21 protein-coding genes are annotated in these 17,729 nt (G+C 61.8%); 2 read left to right on the forward strand and 19 right to left on the reverse strand.

The features are described 5' to 3' along the window. Positions 1 to 95 precede the first annotated feature (95 nt). The 5 genes from MMAR10_RS07900 to MMAR10_RS07920 form a co-directional block, all read right to left on the reverse strand. Positions 96 to 548: a MerR family transcriptional regulator gene (locus MMAR10_RS07900; RefSeq protein ID WP_011643460.1), complete on the reverse strand. Its 453-nt coding sequence runs from the start codon at positions 546 to 548 to the stop codon at positions 96 to 98. A 30-nt stretch (positions 549 to 578) separates the two neighbouring features. After that, positions 579 to 884 (reverse strand): integration host factor subunit alpha, encoded by a 306-nt coding sequence (locus tag MMAR10_RS07905; RefSeq protein ID WP_011643461.1) that lies wholly within the window; start codon positions 882 to 884, stop codon positions 579 to 581. A gap of 98 nt (positions 885 to 982) precedes the next feature. Continuing rightward, entirely contained in the window at positions 983 to 1,963 is a 981-nt protein-coding gene (locus tag MMAR10_RS07910; RefSeq protein WP_011643462.1) for a beta-ketoacyl-ACP synthase III, read from the reverse strand. Then, positions 1,960 to 3,015, reverse strand: a complete 1,056-nt coding sequence (plsX, locus tag MMAR10_RS07915) for a phosphate acyltransferase PlsX (RefSeq protein ID WP_011643463.1) — start codon at positions 3,013 to 3,015, stop codon at positions 1,960 to 1,962. The genes MMAR10_RS07910 and plsX overlap by 4 nt, the downstream gene beginning before the upstream one ends. Positions 3,016 to 3,114: 99 nt before the next feature. Next, complete coding sequence (locus tag MMAR10_RS07920) at positions 3,115 to 3,651, reverse strand: ubiquinol-cytochrome C chaperone family protein (RefSeq protein ID WP_011643464.1); 537 nt, start codon at positions 3,649 to 3,651, stop codon at positions 3,115 to 3,117. A gap of 117 nt (positions 3,652 to 3,768) precedes the next feature. Between MMAR10_RS07920 and MMAR10_RS07925 the strand changes: the two genes are divergently transcribed. Next, the gene (locus MMAR10_RS07925; protein WP_011643465.1) at positions 3,769 to 4,263 is read left to right on the forward strand and encodes an outer membrane protein assembly factor BamE; all 495 of its coding nucleotides are present in this window, start codon (positions 3,769 to 3,771) and stop codon (positions 4,261 to 4,263) included. A gap of 121 nt (positions 4,264 to 4,384) precedes the next feature. On the opposite strand, the gene MMAR10_RS07930 is transcribed toward MMAR10_RS07925, so the two are convergent. The 11 genes from MMAR10_RS07930 to glyA all read right to left on the reverse strand — a co-directional run bounded on the left by MMAR10_RS07930 (position 4,385) and on the right by glyA (position 14,867). Further along, the gene (locus MMAR10_RS07930; RefSeq protein WP_011643466.1) at positions 4,385 to 5,497 is read right to left on the reverse strand and encodes a serine hydrolase domain-containing protein; all 1,113 of its coding nucleotides are present in this window, start codon (positions 5,495 to 5,497) and stop codon (positions 4,385 to 4,387) included. 529 nt (positions 5,498 to 6,026) lie between these two features. After that, entirely contained in the window at positions 6,027 to 8,120 is a 2,094-nt protein-coding gene (locus MMAR10_RS07935) for a sodium-translocating pyrophosphatase (protein ID WP_011643467.1), read from the reverse strand. Positions 8,121 to 8,319: 199 nt separating this feature from the next. Next, positions 8,320 to 8,835, reverse strand: a complete 516-nt coding sequence (locus tag MMAR10_RS16165) for a hypothetical protein (RefSeq protein ID WP_011643468.1) — start codon at positions 8,833 to 8,835, stop codon at positions 8,320 to 8,322. 39 nt (positions 8,836 to 8,874) lie between these two features. Then, positions 8,875 to 9,837, reverse strand: a complete 963-nt coding sequence (gene thiL / locus MMAR10_RS07945; protein ID WP_011643469.1) for a thiamine-phosphate kinase — start codon at positions 9,835 to 9,837, stop codon at positions 8,875 to 8,877. A gap of 3 nt (positions 9,838 to 9,840) precedes the next feature. After that, positions 9,841 to 10,323 (reverse strand): transcription antitermination factor NusB, encoded by a 483-nt coding sequence (gene nusB, locus MMAR10_RS07950; RefSeq protein WP_011643470.1) that lies wholly within the window; start codon positions 10,321 to 10,323, stop codon positions 9,841 to 9,843. Positions 10,324 to 10,325: 2 nt separating this feature from the next. Beyond that, positions 10,326 to 10,754 carry a 6,7-dimethyl-8-ribityllumazine synthase gene (gene ribH / locus MMAR10_RS07955; RefSeq protein ID WP_011643471.1) on the reverse strand — a complete coding sequence of 143 codons (429 nt, stop codon included), beginning with the start codon at positions 10,752 to 10,754 and terminating at the stop codon, positions 10,326 to 10,328. Then, a complete protein-coding gene (ribB, locus tag MMAR10_RS07960) occupies positions 10,751 to 11,872 on the reverse strand; it encodes a 3,4-dihydroxy-2-butanone-4-phosphate synthase (protein ID WP_011643472.1) in 1,122 nt (373 codons plus the stop codon). The genes ribH and ribB overlap by 4 nt, the downstream gene beginning before the upstream one ends. Before the next feature lie 15 nt (positions 11,873 to 11,887). Then, positions 11,888 to 12,493: a riboflavin synthase gene (locus MMAR10_RS07965; RefSeq protein WP_011643473.1), complete on the reverse strand. Its 606-nt coding sequence runs from the start codon at positions 12,491 to 12,493 to the stop codon at positions 11,888 to 11,890. Then, positions 12,493 to 13,068: a RibD family protein gene (locus MMAR10_RS07970; RefSeq protein ID WP_011643474.1), complete on the reverse strand. Its 576-nt coding sequence runs from the start codon at positions 13,066 to 13,068 to the stop codon at positions 12,493 to 12,495. The genes MMAR10_RS07965 and MMAR10_RS07970 overlap by 1 nt, the downstream gene beginning before the upstream one ends. Beyond that, positions 13,065 to 13,550: a transcriptional regulator NrdR gene (nrdR, locus tag MMAR10_RS07975; protein ID WP_011643475.1), complete on the reverse strand. Its 486-nt coding sequence runs from the start codon at positions 13,548 to 13,550 to the stop codon at positions 13,065 to 13,067. The genes MMAR10_RS07970 and nrdR overlap by 4 nt, the downstream gene beginning before the upstream one ends. Positions 13,551 to 13,559: 9 nt before the next feature. Then, positions 13,560 to 14,867, reverse strand: coding sequence for a serine hydroxymethyltransferase (gene glyA / locus MMAR10_RS07980; protein ID WP_011643476.1), 1,308 nt, complete (start codon positions 14,865 to 14,867; stop codon positions 13,560 to 13,562). 272 nt (positions 14,868 to 15,139) lie between these two features. Between glyA and MMAR10_RS07985 the strand changes: the two genes are divergently transcribed. After that, positions 15,140 to 15,562, forward strand: coding sequence for a MucR family transcriptional regulator (locus MMAR10_RS07985; RefSeq protein ID WP_011643477.1), 423 nt, complete (start codon positions 15,140 to 15,142; stop codon positions 15,560 to 15,562). 12 nt (positions 15,563 to 15,574) lie between these two features. On the opposite strand, the gene MMAR10_RS07990 is transcribed toward MMAR10_RS07985, so the two are convergent. The 3 genes from MMAR10_RS07990 to ldtR all read right to left on the reverse strand — a co-directional run bounded on the left by MMAR10_RS07990 (position 15,575) and on the right by ldtR (position 17,680). Continuing rightward, positions 15,575 to 15,802, reverse strand: a complete 228-nt coding sequence (locus tag MMAR10_RS07990) for a DUF6898 family protein (RefSeq protein WP_011643478.1) — start codon at positions 15,800 to 15,802, stop codon at positions 15,575 to 15,577. A 30-nt stretch (positions 15,803 to 15,832) separates the two neighbouring features. Next, positions 15,833 to 17,056 carry a 5-aminolevulinate synthase gene (gene hemA, locus MMAR10_RS07995; protein ID WP_011643479.1) on the reverse strand — a complete coding sequence of 408 codons (1,224 nt, stop codon included), beginning with the start codon at positions 17,054 to 17,056 and terminating at the stop codon, positions 15,833 to 15,835. Positions 17,057 to 17,188: 132 nt separating this feature from the next. After that, entirely contained in the window at positions 17,189 to 17,680 is a 492-nt protein-coding gene (ldtR, locus tag MMAR10_RS08000) for a transcriptional regulator LdtR (RefSeq protein WP_011643480.1), read from the reverse strand. Positions 17,681 to 17,729 lie beyond the last annotated feature (49 nt).

Consider the following 17,729-nt stretch of genomic DNA (forward strand, 5'->3'; position numbering starts at 1 on the left):
CCGTCCGATGGGGAAGTCGCTTATAGGGGCAGGTTTGCCGCTGGGCAACAGGGCTGTCAGCGTGTCCTGCGGTCAATGCAGACCGGGGTGGGAAATCAGGGTTCCAGGGCCGCTTTCAGCTTGGCCTGGGCGTTTTCCAGATCGGCGAGAATGTCATCGAGCTGGCGCTTCGGACCATCCGCGGGGCGCGTCCGTGATGGCCGCGACGCGATCGGATGTTCCAGGTCGGCGGCGTCAATAGCCATGGGCTCACGCGGCTCAACCGCCTTGATATCACCCAGCGCCATGACCGCGGCGACACCCTGGTCCTTGATGTATTTGCGGGCGCCCTTGATCGTGTAGCCATCCTCATAGAGGAGCCGCTTCACGCCGCGCAGCAATTGCAGGTCCTGCGGACGGTAGAAACGTCGACCGCCGGCCCGTTTCAAAGGGCTGATCTGGGGGAATTTGCTTTCCCAGAAGCGCAGGACATGCGCCTGGATATCGAGTTCTTCGGCCGCTTCGCTGATCGTCCGAAACGCGTCTGCAGACTTGGTTGTGACCGACATGCGCTGTTCGCGTCAGTCTGCGGGTCCGCCCTAATCCTTGGACAGAGCCGAGTCGACGCGCTCCTTGAGAACTTGAGACGGTTTGAAGACCAGAACCCGGCGGGCATCAATGGGCACTTCCACCCCGGTCTTCGGATTGCGACCGACCCGCCCGCGCTTGTCGCGCAGCAGGAAGGAGCCAAAAGATGAGAGTTTCACCGACTGGCCGGCGGCCAGATTGTCCGACACCATGGCCAGGACCGACTGGACCAGATCCGCTGACTCCTGGCGTGACAAGCCGACCTCCCGGTAGACCGATTCCGCCAGATCAGCTCGCGTCAAGGTTTTATCCGACATAGGCATCCCCACAAAGACGAGCCAAGGCTACGCCTCGAAGCCCTGTCAGGTCAACGCCAAGGTCTTGGTTAGGTGCGTGAAACTGGTGAAATAAGATATCAATACCGCGCGAGGGCCGCGCCCCAGGTGAATCCGCCACCCAGCGCTTCCATCAAAACCAGGTCGCCCCGCTTGATCCTTCCGTCCTGGACAGCCCGGTCAAAAGCCAGCGGGACCGAGGCTGCGGACGTGTTGCCATGATCTGCAACCGTAGAGATCACTTTTTCCGTCGGGATCGACAAACGCCGCGCCACACCCTCAAGAATGCGCTGATTGGCCTGATGCGGCACGAACCAGTCGACCTCCTCGATCGTCACGCCGCAGCGCGAGGCAATCGTGGTCATCGACTCGGCGATATTGGTGATGGCGTGCCGGAAGACCTGATTGCCGACCATGCGCAGATGCCCGACCGTTCCCGTCGAGGATGGTCCGCCATCGACATGGAGCAGGTCCTTGAAACGCCCGTCCGAGCGCAGATAAGTGCCCAGAATACCGGACCGGTCCGTGCCCTCTCCCGCCGGCTCGGCGGCCTGCAACACCATGGCGCCGGCGCCATCGCCGAACAGCACGCAGGTCGAGCGGTCAGTCCAGTCGAGAATTCGTGACATCGTCTCGGCACCGACGACGAGTGCCGTTTTCGCCTGTCCACGCGCAATCATGTTGTCGGCCATGGACAGCGCATAGACAAAACCGGTGCACACGGCCTGGACATCAAAGGCCGCGCCCTGTGTCGCACCCAGCCGCGCCTGCAGCATGGTGCCAACCGAGGGGAAGGTGAAATCCGGAGTGGTCGTCGCGACGACGATCAGGTCGAGCTCTTCAGCGGCAATGCCGGCATCCTCGAGCGCACGACGGGCGGCGCGTTCGGCCAGGTCGCAGGTGGTGACCCCCTCGCCGGCAATATGGCGCTGGCGGATACCGGTGCGCTCACGGATCCAGCTATCGCTGGTGTCCACCATGGCGGAGATTTCGTCATTATTCAGAATCCGCTCGGGCAGATGCGACCCGATACCGGCAATACGCGCACTCAGTTCAGTCATGACGCTGCTGCGACTTCCTGTTCTTCAAAACTGGCAAACTTGTCGAGATTGGCGCGGATCTGGGCCATGAAATCGCTTTGCGCCATCACATAGGCCAGACCGAGTGCAGAGGCGAAGCCTTCGCCGTCGGCGCCGCCATGCGATTTCACCACAATGCCCTTGAGGCCCAAAAGCACACCGCCATTGATGTAGCGCGGATCCATGCGCTGACGCAGGCGTTCAAGCGCGCCCAGCGACAACAGGCCGGCGGCCAGCTTGGCCAGCAAAGAGCTGGTCAGTGCATCGCGCACCCAGCCGGCCACGAGGCGGGCCGTGCCTTCGGCGGTCTTCAACGCAATATTGCCGGTGAAACCGTCGGTGACGACGACATCGATACCGCCGGCGGAAATGTCATTGCCCTCGATGAAGCCCTGATAGGCAATATCCAGATTGGCCTTGCGGATCAGCTGGTCGGCCTCACGCACGGTATCATTGCCCTTGAGCTCTTCCTGGCCGACATTCAACAGGCCGACGCTGGGCGCCTCGCCGCCGAACACGGCGCGGTGATAGGCCTCACCCATGATGGCAAATTCGACCAGCTGGGTCGCATTGCACTGCACATTGGCGCCAACATCGAGGACCACGGTATGACCCTTCGGGGTCGGCCAGTTGGCCGAGATCGCCGGGCGGTGAACGCCCTTCTTCATGCGCAGGATGACCTTGCCGATCGCCATCAGGGCGCCGGTATTGCCGGACGACACGATCGCCCCGGCCTCGCCAGACTTCACACTCTGGATCGCATTCCACATCGAGGAGCCGCGGGCGCGCCGAACGGCCTCGCTGGGCTTGTCGGTCATCTGGACCAGGGTCTCCGTGTGGCGCAGCTCGCAGACGGCCGCGACCTTGGGATGCCTGGCCAGAAGCGGCGCGAGCAGGGCTTCGTCGCCGTGCAGGAGATAGGTCGCCTTGCGGTCCGGCCAGCGCTTGAGCGCGTGGCCGATACCCTCGACGACCGCGGCCGGTCCGAGATCGCCGCCCATGGCGTCGACCGAAATCGTTGGAATGGCTGTCATGAGTAGCGGTGCCGTGTCCCTCGCAGAGGCGCCAAAGCGCCAAAAAAGCCCGCGGAACTTAGCCCATGGCCCAAGCAATGCAAGGCGGCAAGACGGCGATCAGGGCGTCGCGAAATCAGGTTGACCACCGTCCAGCAGGGCGGCCCCGCCCTGCGCATCAAGCCCGGCAATGGTCGAGTTGACGTATAGGGCAAGGGCGGACGCCCGTGGGTCGTCGCCCTGCGTATTGTAGACATTGCGCGCCAGCACCGCCTGCAATTGGCCCGGATCCTCTTCGCCCGCGGCCTGTCGCAAGGCCTCGGCGCGGCCGTAAAACCCTTCCGCCATGAAGCGGATTTTCTTGCCGACCCCCGAATCCCCCACGCCCATCTCGCGCATGCCAGCGTCGAAATCGTCGAACATGGTGTCGAACAGCGCCTGCGACAGCTTGCGGGCATCATCGACATCCCCGAGCGCCTGCAGCTGCAACACGACGAGCGCGCAGTGCAGGATGATCATCTCGAAACGGCCCTCGACCGTGTCGGGAACACCCAGCCGGGCATACAGATCAGGTGACCGCGCCGCCGCCACGACATGGCGGTAAAGCGCTTCGGCGCGAGCTTTTTCCGGCTTCTTGCCGAAAAGACCGTTCAACATGCGATCCGCACTCCCAAGAATTGGCGCTTGAAGCTAAGCTCGCCCCCGGTTAGGTCAAGACAGGGCCGCACGCGACACCACGTCGCGCGGGGCCGTACCATCTTGCAGGAGTTCCTGATGAAGCGTCGCGTTAGCCTTACAATCCTGATCGCCGCCTGTGCGATCGGCGCATCGGCCTGCAACCCGGTCCTGCGCTCGCACGGCTATCGCTACACCACCCAGGACGTGCCTGAAATCATCGTCGCCGAAGACACCGAGAGCTCCGTCCTCTCGCGCCTCGGCAACCCGTCGACCCGCGGCACCTTCGAAGAGAACACCTGGTATTATATCTCGGCGACCCGCGAGAGCCTGGCCTATCTGCGCCCTGCAACGCGTGACCGCCGCATCATCGCGGTGACTTTCGACGAGAATGGTCTGGTCAGCGATGTTGCTGAATACGGGCTGGAAGATGGCCGCGTGGTTGCCATTGCCGATCGCGAAACCCCGACCCGGGGCCGCGAGCTGACCTTCCTTGAGCAGCTGCTCGGCAATGTCGGACGCCTGCCCACCGAACAGTTCGGCGGCGAGCAGAACCTGCCAGGCGGCGCCGGTGGTCCACGTCGCGACCAGTAGTCGGTCGACACGACAGCGTCACATCCAGAAAAAGCCCCGACCGGACGGTCGGGGCTTTTCTTTGCTCAAGGCCCGGGCTTGCTGAATATCCGGGGCAAGCGGGCCGCAACGGCGTTCCGGATTATTCGCCGCATCCCATCATGGTTTCCAGCAATCGCGCTGACAGGGCGAACATTTCACCCTGGCTTTCATCCACATTGGTCAGCATGGCCACGGCATGACCTGACTGGATGTCGTAGGCCGACGTCATGTTGGAGGCGCCGTTGGAGCCCGACTGGGTGGAGACCGGGCGGGTCTCGCCACACAGCTCCCAGTCCCGAAAGCGGCCACCAAACGCATAGGCTTGCTGTGGCGCCTGCACCGTCCGGAACAGGTCCAGGCTCGCCGCGCTCAACACCCGCCCATCGGCAAGCGCTCGCTCCAATGCGATCATGTCCGCCGCGGTCGTGTAGCTGCCCCGAAAGAAGCTCGGCGACCAATAATCGCCCTGCCCTGCCGGATCGCCCGGATCGAATCCGATCGCGACATCATTCACCCGCGGATCGGTATTGGACAGGTCGTTGAGATAGCCGCCACTCTGGCGCATTTGCGCCGGTTCGAAGACATGCCGCGCCCGCAATTGCGGGTAAGGCAGGCCAGTCACTTCCTCCAGAAGGTATTGAACCAGAAGCCAATTAGAGAGGGCATAGTCGAATTGCTCCCCCGGCTCGAAAGCAAGATCGCCGCTGGCGTAGAGCGAAACAGCTTCGGGGACACGGATCGCTTCGACCGCCTCCATCTCGCCATTGGCGACCCGTCTGAAGGCCTGGAGAAGGTCATTGGGAAGACCTGACTGATTGCTCAGGATATGGCGCAGTGTCAGCCGGTCGCCGGTATCGCTCCGGTAGTCGGGAAGATAGGCCGAGATCGAGGTATCAATGTCCAGCACCCCCTCATCAATCAGGGCGAAAACCACGAGGGCTGCGAAATACTTCTCGACCGAACCGGTCTGGAATGCCGTGTCCGCTGTGAGCGACCGCGCCGTATCCGGGTCCGCCACGCCTACGACCAGTTGATAGGGCGGAAGGCCTGGCGCGCTAGACATGATGACGCCATTGAAATCATGCGCTTCGACCCATTCACGCGCAATCGCGTCCACCGCCTGATCCTGCGCCAGCACAGCCTGGGCTGACCCGGTATTGCCGGAACATGCGGCCAGCCCCGCCGCCAGAACACTTATCAAAACATACTTCATGGAAGACCTTTCTCCTTGATCCCACGGCGGGCTCCAGTGCCGCGGCCATGATTCAAGGCTAGCCGATCGACCGCCAGCAATCTTCGCCGCTCGACGATCCGTCACCACCATTGGCCGATTGCCCCAGTCCCAAGCGCCGCATCGACGCGCCTACTCCACACTGAGCACCCTTTCCTTATCCCCTGGGAGAAGGTGGCCGGAGGCCGGATGAGGGGGGATTTCTCCTGCGCTCACCGGGACTTACCCCTCACCCTGGCCCTCTCCCAGGGGAGAGGGAAAGTGCGCTACATCAAAGAATCGAGAAAACTTGTCCGCCCTCCTTTTCGCCCACCCCATGATCACTCCCGTTCCCGGGCCATGGACCGGTTATCCAGGGGATTTGGGAGAGCGAACCGCATCCGGTCTGGCCGGCCTGTCAGGCCGCCTATTCCGACGCCGAGGAAACCTGGAAATTGCGCTGCGAGACCCTGGCAAAAAGAAAGAGCTCCGGCCGCTGGCCGGAGCTCTCAGATCGTCTCGATGATGATGACTAGTGGGCCAGGAAGGCCAACAGCAGCAAGGCCACGATATTGGTGATCTTGATCATCGGGTTCACAGCCGGGCCGGCGGTGTCCTTGTAGGGATCACCCACGGTGTCACCGGTCACGGAGGCCTTGTGGGCTTCCGAGCCCTTGCCGCCGTGATTGCCGTCTTCGATATACTTCTTGGCATTGTCCCAGGCACCGCCGCCGACAGTCATGGAGACCGCGACGAAGAGACCGTTGACGATGACACCCAGAAGCATCGCACCGACAGCCGCCAGCGCCTGCGCCTGACCGGCAATGGCATTGATGGCGAAGTAGAGCACGATCGGCGACAGCACGGGCAGAAGCGACGGCACGATCATCTCGCGGATCGCCGCCTTGGTCAGGATGTCCACGGCGCGGCCATAATCCGGCTTCGCCTTGTACTCCATGATGCCCGGGATCTCCTTGAACTGGCGACGCACTTCGGCAACGACAGCCGTGGCCGCGCGGCCCACCGCCATCATCGACATGCCGCCGAACAGGTAAGGCAGCAAACCGCCAAACAGGAGGCCGACGATCACATACGGGTTCTCGAGCGAGAAGTTCGGCTCGATCCCCAGCAAGTGTTCGACATCGGTGGTGTAGGCCGCGAACAGGACCAGGGCACCCAGGCCGGCAGAGCCGATGGCATAGCCCTTGGTGACGGCCTTGGTGGTGTTACCCACCGCGTCCAGCGTGTCCGTCGTGTTGCGGACGCTCTCATCGAGACCGGCCATTTCGGCGATACCGCCCGCATTGTCGGTGACCGGACCGAAGGCATCGAGGGCCACGATCAGACCGGCCAGCGCCAGCATGGTCGTCACCGAGATGGCGATGCCGAACAGGCCTGCCAGCGTATAGGTCCCGAGGATGCCGCCGATGATGATCAGCGCCGGCAGCGCCGTCGATTCCAGCGAGACCGCGAGGCCCTGGATGACATTGGTGCCGTGTCCGGACTCGGACGCCTTGGCGACCGATTTCACCGGACGGTATTCGGTACCGGTATAGTATTCGGTGACCCAGATGATCGCGGCGGTGACCACAAGCCCGATAATACCGGACCAGAACAGGTTCATCCCGGTGATCATCTTGCCATTCACTTCGGCGATGTCACCCATGCCGATGGTGTAGTCCGTGACCAGCCACAGGGCGCCGATCGACAACACACCGGCGACGATGAGGCCCTTGTAGAGCGCGCCCATCACATTGGTGCCCTTGCCCAGGCTGACGAAGAAAGTGCCGACAATCGAGGTCACGATGCAGGCCGCACCGATCATCAACGGGTAGAGCACCATCGTCGAAGCGAGCTCGCCGGTGAAGAAGATCGCAGCCAGCACCATGGTGGCGACCACGGTCACGGCATAGGTCTCGAACAGGTCCGCGGCCATGCCGGCGCAGTCACCGACATTGTCACCGACATTATCGGCGATGGTGGCGGCATTGCGGGGATCATCTTCCGGGATACCGGCTTCAATCTTGCCGACCATGTCACCACCGACATCCGCACCTTTGGTGAAGATACCGCCGCCGAGACGGGCAAAGATCGAAATCAACGAGGCGCCAAAGCCGAGTGCAACCAGCGAATCGATGATGATCCGACCGGTTTCATCGCTTCCCAGAACGAGGCCCATCGGGCCTGTCAGGACCCAGTAATACCCGGCAACACCCAGCAGGGCCAAGCCGGCAACCAGCATGCCTGTGACGGCACCCGAGCGGAACGCGACCGCAAGACCGGCAGCCAGGCTGGTGCTAGCGGCCTGGGTGGTGCGCACATTGGCGCGGACCGAGACCAGCATGCCGATGAAGCCCGCAGCTCCCGACAGGATGGCGCCAATGGCAAAGCCCAGTGCAACCTGCCAGCCAAGGAAGACAGCGATCAGGACGCAGACGGCGATGCCGACGATACCGATGGTGGTGTATTGACGTTTGAGGTAGGCGTTTGCGCCTTCCTGAATGGCCGATGCGATTTCCTGCATCTTTTCAGTGCCCGCGCTTGCCGACATCAGCCGCTGGGTCTGTACGACCCCGTAGATGATGGCAAGAACAGCGGCCGCAATGGCCAATAATAGCATGTTCATGGATTCCAGCCCCGTTTGTTCACAACGTTATGGTCTCGGAAGGAAAACGGGAAAGCATGCGCGTGTGATCACGCCGACCTTAGACACCTCCCCCGTTATTCTTTTTATTGTTGGGGGGACTATGCCCAATGGAACAGAGCGGTGCAATACGCGCTCTTTATCCAGTCATGGCATTGACTTGTTGCAGTGCAATATAGTTCTAGCGACGGAGAATCCGGGTGTCGGCCTGGCGAATCTCCACATGGTCAATCGCACGCTGGCCATAATGCTCACGCAGGGCTGTCTCCCAGACCTGCACGGCGAGCTCATTGTCGAGACCGGAGCCGTCCTCATTGGAGATCGAATGGCGAAAGCTCGCCCGCACTGCAGCATCGAGGGCGTAGTGGGCCGCTTCACGGGCATCCCAGATGTTCTGCCCATCCGCGAATCGGACCCGAAGCTGCACATAGGCGTAGCCGGTCAGGCGACCGTCGCGAGACAGGGGCGCAACGACCGTCGGCATTGTGAAAGCACGCGGGTCATCATTGTCCTCGACCTCAACCTCGTCCTCATCCTCAGATCCGGCCAGATTGAACAGGGTCAGGATGCGGTTCGAACGACCACCTTCCTGCGATCCGCCACTCGATTCGGCGGGCGGCGACACCCTTGCCAAAACAGGCGCCGTTGCGAGCGGCGACAGCAACAGGGACAACAGGACAGCGAACAGAAAACGCATGACGGCCTCTCAATCAAAGCAGAGACTGACAGCATTGCCTCAAAAATGCGTAAAGCCCGATTTCCGCGGCTGCATCAGGCTGCCATCACCCCATCGCGCCTGCACGCCCTCCCCCGCCATCACCGATCCGATGCGCGTCAGATTGGTGTCCAGCGACAGACCCAGCGCGGCGATCCGCTCCCGACACCCTGCCGGTGCCGTAAAGAGGAGTTCATAATCGTCACCACCGGCAAGCAGGGCGTCCAACGCCCCCCCCGACTCCAGCCAGTCCCTGGCCGTTGGCGAAACCGGCACAGTATCGACATCCACCCTGAGCGAGCAGGCGCTGGCCGCCGCGATGTGGCCGGCATCGGCCAGCAACCCATCGGACACGTCAATGGCAGCGCTGGCCAGTCCCCGCAGGGCAAGTCCCAGTTCAAGTCGCGGATCCGGCGCCTGGTAGCGCTCAAGCGCGCCAGCCAGCTCTGTTCCGGCTTTCCTTGCCGAAAGCAGCCCGAGCAATCCGTCACCGATCATGCCCGACACCCAGACATCCTCACCCGGACGCGCCCCGGAACGGCGCAGCGCGGTGCCGGTCTCGATCTGGCCGACAAGCGTCAGTGTCACCGTCAGAGGTCCCGGCGTCGACGTGGTGTCGCCGCCGATCAGCACCAGACCGTATCTGGATTGCTCACGATGCAGTGCACGCACAAAAGCCTCGCGCCACGCGGCATCGAGCGCCTCCGGCCAGGCGATGGCGGACAGATAACCACGCGGACGCGCGCCCATGGCAGCGAGATCGGAGAGATTGGACCGCAAGGCCCGCGCTGCCACCACGGCAGGCGTGTCACTGTCAAGAAAATGGACGCCGGCGACCAGGCTGTCACACGCCAGAACGGTTTCCTGTCCCGGTTCGGCTTGCAGCAGGGCAGCATCGTCGGCAAGGCCGAGCGCGGCGGGATCACCCTCTGTCAGCGGCAGGAGCCGCGTCCGGATGAACTCGAATTCGCCGTCCCCGGCCATCGCCTAGAATTCGTCCGGACGGGCGCCACGTGCGCAGCGATCAAAGGCCGCATTGATGAATTTGGGCTCGGCCCCCTCGAAAAAGGCATTGGCGACCTCGATATACTCGTCGATCACCACACGCGCCGGCACATCCTTGCGATAAAGAAGCTCAAAGCCGCCAACCCGCAGGATGGCGCGGACGGTCGCGTCCAAACGCTCGAGCCGCCACTTGTCGGCCAGCAGCGCGTCCATCGCCGGATCGACATCGGCCTGGCGTTCGACGACTCCGGCGACCAGGCTCTCGAAGAAATCCTCATCGGCCTCGACGAATTCGGGAGCCTCGCCGCAGGCACCGAAACGGTGCTCGCGGAATTCGCGGATGACCGCGCTGGCGCCGAGACCACCAATCTCCATCTGGTAGAGGGCCTGGACCGCCGACAGCCGTGCGGCACGGCGCAGGCGGGCGCGGTTTTCAGATGGTGATTCCTTGCTGGCAGTGGCCATGCTCATGCGCTCCTGAACCGGTTGCGCAGCTCGATCAGCATCATCGCTGCATTCGCTGCATCCGCGCCCTTATTCTTGTCGATCGCCCGCTTCAAGGCCTGTGCGCGGTTCTCGACGGTGAGGATACCATTGCCGACCGGGATGGCCTTCAGGTTCAAATCCATGATTCCACGAGCCGATTCACCGCAGACATAGTCGTAATGCGTGGTTTCGCCACGAATGACACATCCCAACGCGACATAGCCATCATAGCCGGCGCCGGCCTTTTCGGCCTGGGCGATCGTGCCCGGAATTTCCAGCGCTCCCGGGACTTCGACAATGTCAAAAGCAAAGCCCTTGGCCTCAATGGCCTCGCGCGCGCCCTTGATCAGGCCATCGGCGATGTCGCGATAGAAAGTGCCCGCGATGATGAGATATTTTGGCGCGCTCATGCGTCACCCTCCGGAAAATGCCGCTCTTCGCGGATGGAAAGACCATAGCCGTCCAGGCCAACAATCGTTTGCGGCTTGGTAGACAGGAGCACCATGTCGCGCACCCCCAGATCCAGCAGGATTTGCGCACCAACACCATATTCGCGCAAGCGGCGAGCTTCCCGTTCGTCCTGGGCCAGAACAGGATGAGCGCCAAGGCGTTCCATGATGGCGGTATGGGAGGTCTCGCGAATGAAGACCATCACCGCCGGCCCGTCCGCGTCGGAAATTGCGCGTATACCGGCTTCGACCAGGGCGCCACGCGGTCCGCTCTCGTGCAGGACATCATCGACGAAGCTGACCTTGTGCATGCGCACAGTAGTTGGCTCGGACGCGTTCGGTTGCCCCTTGACCAGGGCGACATGCTCGGACCCGTCCAGGGTATTGCGGAAGACGACGAGCTTGAACGGCCCCCCGAATTGCGAGGAAAACTCGCTTTCGATCCGGCGCTCGATGAAGCGGTCATTCTTGCGGCGATAGGCGATCAGGTCGGCAATCGTGCCGATCTTCAGACCGTGCAACTGGGCAAAGGCGACCAGATCAGGCAGGCGCGCCATCGAGCCGTCCTCATTCATGATCTCGCAGATCACACCGGCCGAGCCGGCACCGGCCAGGCGCGCCACATCGACCGAGGCTTCGGTGTGTCCGGCCCGAACCAGCACGCCGCCATCGCGGGCGACCAGCGGGAAGACATGGCCCGGTGTCGCGATATCATCAGCGCCCTTGGACGGATCCGTCGCGACCTCGATGGTGCGGGCCCGGTCATGGGCGGAAATGCCGGTGGTGACGCCTTCACGGGCTTCGATCGAGGTGGTGAAAGCGGTCTGGTGGCGGGACCGGTTGTCACTGGACATCAGCTTGAGATCGAGCTGTTCGACCCGCTCCTGGCTCATCGCCAGGCAGATCAGGCCACGGCCATGCTTGGCCATGAAATTGACTGCATCCGGTGTGGCGAACTTGGCCGGGATGACCAGGTCGCCTTCATTCTCGCGGTCTTCCGCGTCGACGAGGATGAACATGCGCCCATTGCGCGCATCCTCGATGACGTCCTCGATGGGGGAAAGTGGGATGTCGCTCACGCGCGTCTCCAGAAATCAGGTCGGCGAGAATTCGCTCAGACGGGCGGCGTAGCGCGCCATGAGGTCAACCTCAAGATTGACGTGTGCGCCAATTTGCAGCGCGCCCAGCGTCGTCACGTCGGCAGTATGGGGAATGATCATCAGGTCGAAGGTCTCGTCAGTCACGCCATTGACCGTCAGCGACACGCCATCGACAGTGATCGAACCCTTGCGGGCAATGAATTTGTTGAGCGTTGCCGGTGGCTTCACCGTCAGCACGATCCAATCGCCGTCATCACGGCGGCCGACAAGCTCGCCAATGCCGTCGACATGGCCGGTGACCAGGTGCCCGCCAAGTTCCTCACCCAATGCCAGGGCGCGCTCAAGATTGATCGCATCACCTTCGCGCCAGCTGCCCAGCGTGGTCAGCGACAGCGTTTCCGGCGAGACGTCTACCGCAAACCAGCACCCCTCACCGGTCCGGCCCTTCCCGACAACCGTAAGACAGGCGCCAGCATGGGCGATCGACGCGCCCATAGCGATCCCGTCCGGGTCATAGGGAGCTTCGATCTCGAAACGCCGCTGGCTGTCGCCGCTGATTGAACGGACCCGGCCCTTGGCAGTGACAATTCCGGTAAACATCAGCGGTTCCGTTCGTATGTTTCCTGCAGGTCGGCGCCCCGTTCGATCACGCCCACCCGTCTGAAGATGGGCGCCTTGTCGAGCGTCTCAAGGCCCAGCGCTGCAAGTGCCGGCAAACCGTCACCGCCCAGCACCATCGGGGCGCGGAACCATTCGATCCGGTCGACCAACCCAGCCTGGATGGCAGCAGCAGCAATCCTGGCCCCCGCCTCGATCATGACCCGCTCGCAGCCTTTCATGGCGCGTTCCAGATCACGATGCGGGATCAGGGTGACCGATCGATCTCCGCCCTTGAACACCTGTGCCGTGGCCGGCGTGCGGCCCTGACTGTCCATGATGATCACATCAGGTTGGCGCTCGCAGCCGCCCTCGGGTCGCGCTGTCAGGCGCGGATCATCGGCGAGGATGGTGCCGATCCCGGTCAAAACAGCGTCATGGGCGGCGCGCATGCGGTGGACAACAGCACGGCTCTCCGGCCCGGTGATCCATTGCGACACGCCATTGGCGAGCGCAATCTTCCCGTCGAGCGAGGTAGCCAGCTTCAGCGTGACAAGCGGACGCGCCGCGCCACTCATCCGTCGTCGTCTTCGCGAGGACCGAAATGGGCCGTCAGAGCTTCATCGGTGATGAATTCGCGGAAGTCTTCGACCTTGTGGAAGTCCTTGTACACCGAGGCATACCGGACATAGGCGACGGCATCGAGATTCTTCAGCCCCTCCATCACCAGCTCGCCGACACGGTCGGAGGTGACATCGGTTTCGCCCGTCGATTCGAGACGCCGCACGATGCCGGAGATCATCTGGTCGATCCGGTCGGGCTCGATATTGCGCTTTTGCATGGCGAGCTGGATCGAGCGATTGAGCTTTTCGCGGTCAAATGGAACCCGGCGCCCGGATTTCTTCATCACCGTCAGCTCGCGAAGTTGCACGCGCTCGAACGTGGTGAAACGGGCGGCGCAGGACGGACATTGCCGCCGACGCCGGATGGCATTCCCGTCCTCGGCAGGACGGGAATCTTTCACTTGGGTGTCGGGATGACCGCAAAAAGGACAACGCATGCCGGTATCTTAGGCCAGTTCGGGATAGATGGGGAAGCGTGCAGTTAACGCCTTCACCTGCTCGCGCACTTCGGCCTCCACTTCTGCATCGCCATCAGGCTGGTCCACCAAAGCATCCAGCACGCGGACCATCAGCTCGCCAACCAGGGTAAATTCAGCGACACCGAAACCGCGTGTTGTCGCGGCCGGGGACCCGACACGGAGGCCGGAGGTGACGGTCGGCTTTTCCGGATCGAAGGGAACGCCATTCTTGTTGCAGGTGATAAAGGCTCGCTCGAGCGCCTGTTCCGCCGAATTGCCCTTCAACCCTTTCGGGCGCAGGTCGACCAGCGCCAGATGACTGTCGGTGCCGCCTGAAACAATGGCATAGCCGCCATCCGTGATGGCTTTCGACAGGGCCTGGCAATTTGCCACGACACGGGTGACGTAATCCTTGAACTCCGGCTGCAGGGCTTCACCGAAGGCGACCGCCTTGCCGGCAATCACATGCATCAGCGGGCCGCCCTGAAGACCCGGGAAGATGGCTGAATTGAACTTCTTGCCGAGATCAGGATCATTGGAGAGGATCATGCCGCCGCGCGGCCCACGCAGGGTCTTGTGCGTGGTCGTGGTGCAAACATGCGCATGTGGCATCGGATTAGGGTAGACACCCCCCGCCACCAATCCCGCGACATGGGCCATGTCGACCATGAGATACGCGCCGACCTCATCCGCGATCTTGCGGAATTCGGCAAAATCGATCTCGCGCGGATAGGCCGACCCGCCGGCAATGATCAGCTGCGGCTTGACCTCGATCGCCTTGGCCCGAACAGCATCATAATCGATCCGGGCGTCGCTTTCGCGGACACCATAGCTCTCGGCCTTGAACCATTTGCCCGACATGTTCGGCCGGGCACCGTGGGTCAGGTGACCGCCGGCGTCGAGCGACATGCCCAGGATCGTGTCGCCCGGCTTCAACAGCGCCAGAAAGACACCCTGATTGGCCTGACTACCGGAATTGGGCTGGACGTTGGCATACTGGGCGCCGAACAGCGCCTTGGCCCGCTCGATGGCCAGGGTCTCGACCACATCGACATACTCGCAACCGCCATAATAACGACGACCGGGATAGCCTTCGGCATACTTGTTGGTGAGTGGAGAACCCTGCGCTTCCAGCACCGCCCGGGACACGATGTTTTCCGACGCGATCAACTCGATCTGGTTTTGCTGACGATTGATTTCCTCGTGGATGGCATGAGCCACCTCGCGATCACTCTCAACAATGGAGCGGGTGAAGAATGGGCTCTCGTTTCCGGCTTCGATCTGGGTATCAGGCATGACGCGTCCTCAGGTATTTTGACCTGTGTGATAAGGCGCTGCTCTGAGTGGGGCAAGCCGACAATTAGCGACAACGCAGATAGCGGCATATCGGGCCTGCGCCTGATGGCGTTTATTTGGCCAGTTCAGACTGTGCTGCTGCAAATTAAATATATTTGACTATGCACACTTGAACTCATGCTCAACACATAATACCGATCTGATCTTGCAATGATCAATGAAGTCACCATTTGTGACAAAAACAAGTCAGCGTTTCCTGAAAGGTTTGCCTCATGGCTGAAGACATGCTCCCCGACATCGACAAGGAAGAATTGCTGCGGATGACGACCGATGTCGTCGCGTCCTACCTGTCGCACAACTCCATGCCCGCCGATAATGTTCCTGACCTGATCCGGTCAGTTCATGCGACCATGAAGGAAGTCTCCGAATCCGAAGCCAAGCCGGAGCCGAAGACAAAACCGGCGGTTGCCCTGTCCAAGTCCGTCGCCGACGATTACATCGTCTGTTTGGAAGACGGCAAGAAACTGAAAATGCTGAAGCGCTATCTGCGCTCGCAATACAACATGTCTCCGGACGATTACCGCCGCAAATGGAACCTGCCATCGGACTATCCGATGGTCGCTCCGGCCTATTCGCGCAAGCGGTCGCAATTCGCCAAGGATATTGGCCTGGGACGCGGCAAGAAGGACGGCTGACGCCTCCTCTGCCTAGACTTCAATTCCTCGACGGCCGGGCCCCTTGCTCGGCCGTTTTTCATTGGCCGCGCAACGCTTGAGCTTCCAGGCCAGCTTGGCTCGCGCCAGCGTGTCGATATCGGCACGGGGGGTGCGGGCCGGAACCTGGAAGACCACTTCTTCCGCCGTCGCACCGTCAATCGCGGCGACGCGCAGGGCATTCCCTACTTTCTGGATTTCGACAAAGATTTCGCCGGGCATCGGCCTACCTCGGAACCGGGACGCTGCAGATCAGCCCCGGGCCACCCCGGCCTGCTCAGACGCCCGCTCCCAGACATCATCCAGCGCCTCGACGAGTTGGTCAAACATTGCGTCGGTGTGCAGCGGGCTGGGCGTCAGGCGCAACCGTTCCGTTCCACGCGGCACGGTGGGGTAGTTGATCGGCTGCACATAGATCCCGTGCTCATCGAGCAGCATGTCGGAGATCCGTTTGCACAACACCGGGTCGCCAACCTTGACCGGCACGATATGGGTATCCGACGGCATCACAGGATAACCTGCCGCCAGCAACTGTGTCTTCAGGCTGGCGGCCCGCTCCTGGTGCTGCTCGCGCAGATGATGCGCTGCCTTGAGGTATTCAACGCTGGCCCGGGCACCGGCCGCCAGGGCTGGCGGCAATGCCGTCGTGAAGATGAAACCCGGCGCAAGCGAGCGGATCGCATCGACGATCGCGCCATCGGCAGCGATATATCCGCCCATGACACCAAATGCCTTGCCCAGCGTCCCTTCGATGATGTCGATCCGGTCCATCAGACCGTCCCGTTCGGCGATCCCGGCGCCGCGCAAGCCGTAAAGACCGACGGCATGGACTTCGTCGAGATAGGTCAGCGCACCGTATTTGTCGGCGAGATCACAGACCGCTTCCAGCGGGCCGATATCGCCGTCCATCGAATAGACCGACTCAAACGCAATGACCTTGGGCGCGTCCTTCGGTGCTGCGGCGAGCAATTCTTCCAGATGGGCGACGTCGTTGTGGCGCCAGATCCGCTTCTCGCAGCGCGCGCCCTTCACACCTTCGATCATCGAGGCGTGATTGAGCTCGTCCGAGAACATGATCAGGCCAGGCAGGATCTTGCCCAGCGTCGCGAGCGTCGCCTCATTGGCAATATAGCCGGAGGTGAACAGCAGGGCTGAATCTTTCTGGTGCAGATCGGCAAGCGAGCGCTCGAGCTCGACATGATAATGTGTGGTCCCGGAAATATTGCGCGTGCCACCCGCGCCGGATCCGACATCATCGATGGCTTTCTTCATCGACTCCACGACACAGGGCAATTGGCCCATGCCGAGATAATCATTGGAGCACCAGACCGTAACATCGCGGACCTTGCCGTCTTCGGTGCGCCAGCGCGCGACAGGAAAATCACCCTTGCGACGCAGCAGGTCGGCAAAGACGCGATATCGCCCCTCCGCCTTGACGCGGCGGACAGCATCCTGGAACGCGGATTGGTAATCCATGGGTGGGCCTTTCACGACGATCTATACATGCCGACACGACAATGAGTCGACATATAGCGTCTCGACAGCCATCCGTATAATGGACGAAGCGCCGCACCCAATGGATAAGTTCAGTTGTCGTCTGACCGGGAATTACATCCGGAAACGAATGTGATCCGCCCAGAAGCGCTCGATGCGGGCAAGCGCCGTATTCATCGCCGGCAATTGCTCGACTTCAACACCGCCGACCGGGGCCAGTGATGTGCCCTGACGCTCGAACAAGGCATTGAGATGGCTGCAAACCGCATGCCCACCCTCGGTCAGGCTGACCCGGACAGAGCGACGATCGACGGCTGACCGCTGATGGCGGATATAGCCGGCATCGACGAGTTTTTTGAGATTGTAGGAGACATTGGATCCCAGATAGTGGCCGCGTGTGCGCAATTCACCTGCGGTCAGCTCCTGGTCACCGATATTGAACAGCAACAGAGCCTGTACGCTGTTCAAATCGTCGAGACCTTCCCGGTCGAGTTCATCCTTGACCACATCCAGCAATTGCCGGTGGAGGCGCTCCACAAGCTGGAGAAGCTCAAGATAATCGGAACTGGGCGCCGCTTCCGGTGCCACGCTTTCTGCCATCGCCATCACACATACTCCACCCGACCTTTGATGGTCGTTTTATTGCTTACGGAGT

It is taken from the genome of Maricaulis maris MCS10 (assembly GCF_000014745.1).
Classification (GTDB): Bacteria; Pseudomonadota; Alphaproteobacteria; order Caulobacterales; family Maricaulaceae; genus Maricaulis; species Maricaulis maris_A.